The sequence below is a fragment of the Bacillus sp. ok061 genome, from assembly GCF_900108285.1.
GTDB classification, from domain to species: Bacteria; Bacillota; Bacilli; order Bacillales; family Bacillaceae_G; genus Bacillus_A; species Bacillus_A thuringiensis_S.
Genome location: NZ_FNUW01000063.1, coordinates 1 through 9,473 on the forward strand (window position 1 = coordinate 1; position 9,473 = coordinate 9,473).

The window sequence follows — 9,473 nt, forward strand, 5'->3', positions numbered from 1 at the left end:
TAGCCTAATCAATTAGAGTTCGATAGAACTCTTTACTTAGGAATCCCTCACTTCTAAACGAAGTGAAAGTGGGGGTAGTTCAAAACGGGAGCACGGTTACAGTGGATACCAAACCACAAAAACCAAATGAAATATCTGGTACAGTAGAGTCGAATGGTATTGCATATATTGAAGGATACAATGTAAATCTTCGCTCTTGACCATCAACAGAAAATAGTGTTATTCGTAAGCTACAAAAAGGTGAGGCTTATAAAGTATGGAATAAATTAGGGAAATGGTTACATTTTGGTGGTAACCAATGGATTTATTATAATTCTTCATATATTCGTTGCCAAGGCAATGAACCTGCTACAGTAATTGGTAAAAGAGTTATTTCAAAAGTAAATAATTTACGTTTCTATGATTCTCCATCTTGGCAGGATAAAGATGTTGCCGGTACTGTAGATATGGGTTTAGGATTCATTATTGATACAAAGGTAATTGTAAATAATTCACCACAATATAGAGTGCACAATAGTAAAGGTAAAACATATTATATAACAGCAAACGAAGCCTATGTGTATGTGAAGTGAAAGAGAGGATCTGCTCTACTATGGGGCGATCCTCTTTTTTTATTCATTATGTATAAATTAGGTTTAATGGTGAAAAGAAGAGTCTATGAATGATTTTGGTTTGGAAAAATATTCTTGATAAGAAAATATTATATTGTTATATTTTAATTTAATGATACAATATTTAAACATCGATTTTGACATGATATAGATTTACTTAAAGATGTCGATTTTGGAAAAACAGAAGGTAAGGTATTAGGTAAAGAGACATGTTGTTTATAATGAACGTTAATCCTGTATTATAATTTAGGAGAAATATATTAAGCAAGGAGTTTTTTTATGCTGAAATGGGCTAAGTGGATTGCCATGTTTGTGATTTTTATCTGTAGTATTTTAACTATCGACGCTCTTGTTGGTAGCAAAAAAGGTATAAAAACCATTACAGCAGCAGTTGAGGAATTCACTGCGGATAAAAAAATATAGGAAATCAAAAAGAAGTAAAGCAAGGAGCCGAAACAAGTGATTATAAACATTTAGACAAGCAGCATTATGCATGGGTAATGGATGATTATTTAAAGGACCTATCTGATGTGGCGACCCGATTTAGAATTTTAGAGGCTGATGCAGAAATTAAGGGTACTATAAACAAATCGTGGGTTTCAGATGTAGGCGATGTTTTCTATAAAATGTCTTATCTCATCTCAAGTGTACGATATGTAGAACCCCCAACAGAATTAAAGGGTCTACATTCATCTATTTTAAAGGCGATGGATAACTTGCAATTTGTTATAGACAACTATGGAGATGCTGCGAGCCAAACAGATTTAGCGAAATTAGACAAATGTTTAAAATCGTTAAGAATTGCTAGGGATACAATAGACGAGGCGCGTAGTGAATTATCCACTTACGAATAATTATCATAAAAACCAATTAGTATTACATAACATCCTCAGAAGTATATATGAAGTTTAGCGTTTTCTTTGTAGTTAAGGGAACAGTAATCTCAAAGGTTTCAATTCTAATGTTTGGTACATGCAAGAGGATAGTAAGGAATGGAAGGTAGGAAAGATCAAAGCTTTTGAGTTCATGGACAAGGCTGGCATGAAGAAAGTAACATTTTACAAGAAAATGAGGGAATACGAGGAAATTAAATCATTAAAATTATATAAACAGATGTTATACTTTTAGTATTTGACAATGCAACCACAGTCAGTAGAGAGGATATAGTAGTCTGTGTAGTAACGAAAACAAAACTTATGTTAAGTATTAGCGGACATAAAAGACCGATTTTGAATGTTATGATGTCCGCTAATGCTTATAGCGTGATTTGGTTCTATTGCTGCACAAAGGCCAGCATCACTATACTGAATAAAGTGAATAAAATATAGATTTGATTCATAAGTCGGAGGAAGGAACCTTAGGATGTCTTTTCTTTTGTCCATTACACTCATTGTTTACACATTGATTTTTTATGTTCATTTGATATAATTATTACTACAGTAGTATTACAGTAATACCTTGGGTATATAATAAAAGAAGAGATGCTCGATACATCTCTTCTGGTAACTGTTGCCGTAAGGCGGGTAGTTACTAAATAAAGTTATTTTCTTTTTCTAGAACTTCCCTTTTGCTTCCGACGGCGTAGGGAGGTTCTTTTACGTTTTTTGCTAATATTACTCACTAGTTTGTTTCCATAACCAGTAACAAGAATTGTCAAAAATACTTTCAACAAATCCTGTAGCAAAGACAGTAAATATTCCATCATAGGAGTCACCTCCTTTCCCTCTACATAAAAAAAGAGAAAGGACAGCAACCAACCACCCTACGTCATACAGTTAAATCTATTCTATCATACTAGTACAATCTCACCAATATAAACAAGACCACCATTATTGATAGTCTTTTTAGGTAGATTTAGAACAATTAATTATATCGTGATTAATATATAATAATTTCGCCTTATGACCTTTATCATAAACTATTACATGGTATATATTTTTTGTACCACGCTTTGTTAATGTATTTAACCTTCGTAGGTGTTGAAGGTTTAGAACTATCCTTTAGTATAGTCATATCATTAGAACATCCTGCGGTATTTAGACAGAATGTAACTAATAAACATGATAGTAATAATTTATTCACATGATCACTTCTAATTCTTTATTAGTTAACATTTTTTCATGAAATACGTTCTTTACTAATTTTACATTACATTAAAGTTCAGAAAATATTCTTCTACTCATAAATTGTTACATTTGATCTAGGGGAACTCTGTTAATAATAAAAGTCGCTCTAGTCGAAGAAAGGCATCCTATTACTGATAAAGGTAAAACTGTTAGTTATCTAATTTTCCCAGTCATTATGTATTTGATGTATGTAACAAAGGAACTAATAGCAGAAAATGAACTGAAAGGTACATAAATGGGGACAATCTGGAAATAGATCTTTTGGTTATTTATTGTACTATAGTTTTTCTACAAAAAAAAGGTATGTGCCGAGACTAGATTATTAAAATTACAATGTAGGGGGCTGGGGAGGGAGTTAAAACAGGGTGATAAAAAAGAGTTTTAGAAAATATACCTGTGACAATTTAGAGTGTCATAGGTGTACTAATATTGTTTTGTATATTAAGTTAAAATACTATAATAAATTTTCCTTCTTTAATTTATAAAGAAATTTCACCTTCATTAGCTAATAATGTAGGGCCAATCTATATGGAAAATATGTTCAAACCTTTACTTGAACATGGCAATGTTTATACTTTCAAATTCAAGAAGTCTAAACTTAGTGTGTGATCAAACTGAAAACATCCTCATAAAACCTAGTTTTAGTCATTGGTTTAATATGAATTATATTTCTTTACAGAAAAACTACCTGCATAAATCGTTCTAGCTGTCTAGAATAAATTCCTGTTGCCTCGAACACAATTTCAGGTAATTTACCAGTTTTCTCGGTAAGCTCATATATCTTTTTTTGTAGCTCTTTAAAATCAGGCTTCAAATGTTGGATTTCCTTTTCAAAGATACATTGTTTTTGTGCATTATAAATTACCATATAACTTTTACCCATACTGATATCAAAAGCAATTACGTGTCTCATAAAGTTCCTCCTGATGGAAAATTGAAGTCTTCATCTTACACTTATCGATTCCCATTTCTTATACACGATCTCGAGGACCAACATACTAAAAACTAATTCAAATAAGGTAAGTGAAGAAGGTCAGTTTTTTTTACGGATTCAAAATCCCAAAGCACCCACGACCCTTTCTTCACTTCTACTATATAAAAAATAGTAGTGCGAACCAATGCCTTGGTCTACACTACTAATCTTAGTATGTTTTCTTTGTTATATAGAAATTACACAATAATGAACAAATTTAACACCTAAAAAGAAATTGGGTATAAGCACATTATTTTTAGAGATACATATTATATATCATGAAAAACTTCTTTGTTTTTCAAATAACGGACAGAATGATGTGAACGAAACTCGCAGCAATAGTACATAAAAAGTTCGCCTTAATTGGTGAACTTTTTATTTTGGACCAAATGGACATTGGTAAAGGAAATAAGAGGTGACTTTAACACTGGATGTCTTGTATGTCGTTAAGGAAAGGTCAGCGTAATAGACGGAAAAGATAAGGTTTCTAAAGCCTAATATGTCTCCACATTCCTAATAAGATAATAAACGAAATGCCTAAAATGAGAAAATTGATATTCTCAAGTGAAGGTGTATAATTTTTTGCCTTGAATTCCTTTTACAACTTTTAAATTGATGAATATGTGAATTCTTTCTTCCAAAGAATTCGATATCTACAGAAAGGGATTTAAGGTTATTGTAAGGTAAATGAAAGTTACCTGAAAGAATCTCAGTTTAATATAAAATTATGAATTATCACAGGAGGGATGAAATAATGTTAAAGAAACTGGGAATAGGTTTAGTAACTTCCATAATTTTGTTGAGTACAAATGGTATTGCTGATGCATCTACTAACAGCGTACATGTAAAAAATGAAATGATATCTAAGAGCACAAAAAAGTGCAGTGACTGTTGGCGTGTTGGTCAATCTAGAACAGAAGATGGAGTTGCAGCAAAGCATACAACAATAGATGGAGAAAAAGTTGTCAAATATACAGTACAGGGCAATGGAAAGGTTAGAATGGATGTCATTGGTAAAGGATTTGCTGAAATTAAAGTAACTAGGGAGAATGGGAAAAGTGTATATTATCAGTTTGAGGTAATTTAATTAGTAATCAAATATAGGTTTTCATTTTAGAACGTTGCCTTCCTATAATTAGGAAGGCTTTTATTATTACATAAATAGGATAAAATAATAGTTCGCTAAATTGGCTAGGAACATAACTAAAAATGTCAGAGGAAATTTAGTAAATTGTTTCACATGAATCATCTTCTCTTGTTTGGATTAATACATATTAAAGTTTATTCTTTGTTTTGCTTTTCTTTTATAAGAAAAAATAATGTATTTTTTCATTTTATTTTAAGGAGTATTTTGTTTGCTTATCTTGATAGCAATGTGGTGTCCCACTTATCATTATGACATTTGCACTGGCTATGGCTAAAAATGAATATAATAAGATTTTCTATGTAAAAGAAAAAATCTTAATTAGTTAAATTAGAATTATTTCTATAATTTAGATAGATGAGATGAATAGGTAGTTTAATTAGTTGACTATTTGAGCTGCATATTGTTCTAAATTTGCGAGTGGCTCCCAAAAAGAAGGAATCGTGGACGTACCACATGATAAAGTGAGAAGCTTTAAAATGTTTACCTTCGTCTAAATACAAGTTATACATACATATATTGATCTTATTAAGATATATATTACACATAATATTATGTTAAAGGTGGCGAATTGTATCATGAAAGATTTTGTTCTCGAAAAAGAAAACATTATTCGTAAATATGGTGAATGGACCGCTTATGATATTAAATTAACGGATACTCTATATACAAGAGATATTCGACAACCAAATCCTGCATTAAAAAAAATTGTGACAATGATTCAAGATATCACACAATGTGATTTTAAAAATCTTCGAATCTTAGATTTAGCTTGTTTAGAGGGGCATTACGCTATTGAGTTTGCTATGCAAGGAGCAACTGTTGTAGGGATAGAAGGAAGAGAATCAAACATACAAAAAGCTATATTCGCTAAAGATTTATTAAGGTTGGAAAACTTAACCTTTTATCAAGATGATGTAAGAAATTTAAGTGCTGAAAAATATGGTCAATTTGATATTGTTTTATGCTCTGGTATTTTATATCATTTAGACTGCTCAGATGTATTCCCCTTTTTAGAAAAAGTGTATGAAGTATGCAAAAGGTTTGTAATAATTGATACTCATATCACTTCTACTCCTAATGTATCAGTACTTTATAAAAATTATGAATATAAGGGACATACAATGCTAGAACACTCTGCTAATTCATCAATAGAAGAACGTTTACAATCAAAATGGGCATCATTAGATAACGTTACTAGTTTTTGGATGACAAAATCCTCTTTATACAATTTTTTAACGCGAACAGGTTTCTCTTCTATAAATGAATCCAGAAGTTTAGTTCAAGAAAATAGGATTACTGTTGTAGCTTTTAAGAAATATCCTATAGAAATTAAAAGCTCTCCTGAAACAGAAAAATACATTGAACCCGATTATTTAGAATGCTAAAAATAACACTATATGTCATTCAAGTTAAAATCGTAAAGTATCTCTAAACAAAATGATCAATTCTCCAAAACCTAATTATATAAATGCAACCCGTTGTTTCCGTTTTGGGATACTATAAAGTTGTAGATAGTGATGGAATAGCACCGCATTACTATCAACTTAAAGAAATACTTCCGAAAACAAAAAATGAAAAAATAATAAAAAAGCTTATCATTACGTGTTAAAAGATAAGCTTTTTTATTTTAGGGTAATTACAAGTATTGAAATTCTTTTACTACTCTCATAATAAACTTAAAGATGCTCTTTTCGACCTTGTAAAATTAACCCTTCACTATTTAAAAGCTGTGATATACCAAATAGCAACAACATTTCCATTTTTATCGAGTACTCTGCCTTCAGCTGCTCCTTCTTCATATGCTGTTACTACACCAGTTTTAGGGTTTACATAAATTTTGTTTTCACTAAATAAGACATATTTGTATTGTTTTCCGCTTGGCGTCATTGACCAAGGTTTCCCCACTTTAATGTGCATAAATTCACCTTGCACGTCAGATACTTGATAAACCGATTTTGTTGATTCTTGCTTGTTTACTGCAGCGTGAGTTTTAGTAGTAGCAAAAGTTCCTAAACCTCCAATTCCAATGGTAGCTGCTAACGCAATTCCAACAAGTTTTTTCATGTGATATTGCCTCCTTTTTTAATTCATACCTGTATATTAAACGGTTAGTCTTTCATGTCACTTTCATTTATCTTACAATAACCTTAAATAGATTTTTGAAAATTCCGACTGATGCGAGGGAGAGTATGAAAAAAAATATATTAATTGTTGATGATGACAAAGATATTATTGATCTTTTAAAGCTTTTTTTAGAAATGGAAAATTTTTTTGTTGTAGAGGCTTCAAATGGTGAAGTTGCCTTAAAGTGTCTAGAAGAAAATCATATTGATTTAGCTATTGTTGATATTATGATGCCTAAAATGGATGGTTATCAATTAATCAAAAAAATTCGTGAGACGTTACAATTTCCAATACTTATATTGTCAGCCAAATCTCAAGAAGTAGATAAAATTATAGGTTTAGGGATTGGAGCAGATGACTTCATTACAAAGCCATTTAGTGCTTTAGAAATTATAGCTAGAGTTCAAGCTCATCTTAGAAGGTCCTATGAATTTAATGATAAGGCTGTAGAAGGTAAGGAGAAGCAAATTCATATGGGTGATTTAGTATTAGATCATCATTCTTGTACACTCTATAAATCAAGCGAATCCATTTCTCTCAGTGCTACGGAATATAAAATCTTAACCCTTTTTATGGGAGAACCAGGGAGAATATTTACTAAAAAACAAATTTTTGAAAATGTATGGTCTGATTATTACTGTGCAGATGATAATACGATTATGGTTCATATTAGTAGACTACGAGAGAAATTAGAGGATTCTCCTAAGAATCCAGTTTATATAAAAACGATCCGGGGACTTGGGTATAGATTTGCTAGGAAGGAAGAACTTTATGAAAAATAAAGTTTTATATATCTTAATTAAAAATTACGTTATATTTGCACTAGCAATAGGTTTCACCGTAATAATTTTATTTATATTTTTGATGTATCAAACAGAAAAGCAACTAGGAAAGCTAAATAATTTAAAGGCAAGTGAAGTAGTTCGTGAAAACTTTAAAACTATTAATGCAGAATCAATAGAATCATTTGGTGGTTGGGTAGAAATTCTTAATGAAAATTTACAAGTTATCTATACCAAAGGGGAAAAGAAGGATAAGCTTTTATCATATTCACAAAGAGAATTTACTAAATTATTATTTGATAATGATAAGCTTCCTTATTATTCATCTGTAGCAACATTTGTAACGAAAAAAGGTGAAACATTATATTGCCTTGTTAAGGTTCCTAAAAAAGCAATAAAGTATGAATATACGTTTTCTGATAAAAATGAGGAATACGTATATGTTTTTTATAAGATATTGCTTACTACAATCGTTTTATTTTTTGTATTTTTCTCTATGAATGTATATATATTTAGTAGGCAAATTGCTAGGAAAATAACCAGGCCATTGGATAAACTAGCAACTGGATTTGAGGAAATTGCTAGTGGGAAATATGATAAAAGGTTAAACTATGAAACATATTTTGAGTTAATGCAAATACAGCATTCGTTTAATGTTATGTCTGAAAAACTCGATAAAATAGAGAAAGAGAAGAAGAGGTTGGAAGAAACCAAGCGGAAGATGCTTGTAGATTTGTCTCATGATTTAAGGACACCAATTACAACTGTTCAAGGTTATATTGAAGCATTACAACTAGGGATCATTACAGAAAAAAGTGAAAGAGAAAGAACTTTGAATGTAATATATAATAAGATTCGAATCATTGCGGTATTAACTGAAGATATTTTTGAACTGTCTAAATTAGAGCATTCTGATTACCCTTTTGAAGTACATCCAACTGATGTATCTGAGTTTATTCGTGAATTGCTTGTAGAATATTATGATTTATTTCAAGCGAAGCGCTTAATCCTTCAATATCAAATTCCCTCTAAAGAAGTGATTGCTCCAATTAACAACAGATTACTATACCGTGCTATCTCTAACATAATATCTAATGCCCTACAGTATAATACGGCAGGTACGACCGTGTTTGTATCGTTAATTGAGGATGAAAGCAAAGTATATATAAACATTATAGATAATGGAATTGGAATACCTGAGGATATGAAACAGAGTATTTTTGATGCATTTGTTCGAGTAGATGATTCTCGAGAAAATAATGGGGGATCAGGTCTTGGATTAACTATTGCTAAGCATATAGTGGAGAAACATGGAGGGAAGATTAGTTTAGAGAGTGCAAAGAAACGTACAATTTTTTGTATTTCTTTGCCTAAATTGAATGGGTAGGTATTTTATCTTTTTTGAGGCATTTCTTTTTATCATTTTAGCCAAGAAGACTCCTTCCTCAAGAAGCGTGAAGGTTCACAGCCCAGTGAGTAGGTGGGAGATGAATTGGCTTCGAACAAGGGATGGCAGGAAGCCATCTTAATTGTTCGACATACAGAAAGTGTTACTCCATTACCTATCGAATGTATGTTTGGTGTATAATAGTCATATACCAAAATGGAGGTGAATCAAATAATGATTAATAAAGCCTATAAGTTTCGTATCTATCCAAATCAAGCACAAGCAATTCTAATCAACAAAACGATTGGGTGTTCTCGCTTTGT

The 9,473-nt window shown here is 31.1% G+C and carries 9 protein-coding genes and 2 pseudogenes; 8 read left to right on the plus strand and 3 right to left on the minus strand.

Features of this window, described 5'->3' with window-relative positions; genetic code table 11:
* Positions 1-83 precede the first annotated feature (83 nt).
* From C4S65_RS33250 to C4S65_RS33255, 3 genes and pseudogenes are all read left to right on the plus strand, one after another.
* Positions 84-572 (plus strand): annotated as a pseudogene (locus C4S65_RS33250) (N-acetylmuramoyl-L-alanine amidase); the annotation flags it as partial.
* A 318-nt stretch (positions 573-890) separates the two neighbouring features.
* Positions 891-1,034: a hypothetical protein gene (locus C4S65_RS34815; RefSeq protein WP_170264963.1), complete on the plus strand. Its 144-nt coding sequence runs from the start codon at positions 891-893 to the stop codon at positions 1,032-1,034.
* A gap of 107 nt (positions 1,035-1,141) precedes the next feature.
* Entirely contained in the window at positions 1,142-1,465 is a 324-nt protein-coding gene (locus tag C4S65_RS33255; protein WP_255301391.1) for a hypothetical protein, read from the plus strand.
* Positions 1,466-2,151: 686 nt separating this feature from the next.
* Here C4S65_RS33255 and C4S65_RS34820 read toward each other — a convergent pair.
* Together C4S65_RS34820 and C4S65_RS33265 are read right to left on the minus strand one after the other, a co-directional pair.
* Complete coding sequence (locus tag C4S65_RS34820) at positions 2,152-2,316, minus strand: hypothetical protein (protein WP_165375055.1); 165 nt, start codon at positions 2,314-2,316, stop codon at positions 2,152-2,154.
* A gap of 1,112 nt (positions 2,317-3,428) precedes the next feature.
* A pseudogene (locus C4S65_RS33265) lies at positions 3,429-3,650 on the minus strand (hypothetical protein); the annotation flags it as partial.
* An 814-nt stretch (positions 3,651-4,464) separates the two neighbouring features.
* On the opposite strand from C4S65_RS33265, the gene C4S65_RS33270 reads away from it, so the two are divergent.
* Positions 4,465-4,797, plus strand: coding sequence for a hypothetical protein (locus tag C4S65_RS33270; RefSeq protein ID WP_000914230.1), 333 nt, complete (start codon positions 4,465-4,467; stop codon positions 4,795-4,797).
* Positions 4,798-5,432: 635 nt separating this feature from the next.
* Positions 5,433-6,242, plus strand: coding sequence for a class I SAM-dependent methyltransferase (locus tag C4S65_RS33280; protein WP_000651397.1), 810 nt, complete (start codon positions 5,433-5,435; stop codon positions 6,240-6,242).
* A 331-nt stretch (positions 6,243-6,573) separates the two neighbouring features.
* Here the strand turns inward: C4S65_RS33280 and C4S65_RS33285 are convergent, their stop codons facing one another.
* On the minus strand, positions 6,574-6,921 hold the full coding sequence (locus tag C4S65_RS33285; RefSeq protein ID WP_098838908.1) for a hypothetical protein: 348 nt from the start codon (positions 6,919-6,921) through the stop codon (positions 6,574-6,576).
* Positions 6,922-7,046: 125 nt separating this feature from the next.
* On the opposite strand from C4S65_RS33285, the gene C4S65_RS33290 reads away from it, so the two are divergent.
* From C4S65_RS33290 to C4S65_RS33300, 3 genes are all read left to right on the plus strand, one after another.
* The gene (locus C4S65_RS33290) at positions 7,047-7,763 is read left to right on the plus strand and encodes a response regulator transcription factor (RefSeq protein WP_016078289.1); all 717 of its coding nucleotides are present in this window, start codon (positions 7,047-7,049) and stop codon (positions 7,761-7,763) included.
* Entirely contained in the window at positions 7,753-9,150 is a 1,398-nt protein-coding gene (locus C4S65_RS33295) for a HAMP domain-containing sensor histidine kinase (protein ID WP_103945902.1), read from the plus strand. Before C4S65_RS33290 ends, C4S65_RS33295 begins: the two co-directional genes overlap by 11 nt.
* A gap of 234 nt (positions 9,151-9,384) precedes the next feature.
* On the plus strand, positions 9,385-9,473 hold an 89-nt coding region (locus tag C4S65_RS33300), incomplete at its 3' end, for a helix-turn-helix domain-containing protein (protein WP_181032176.1).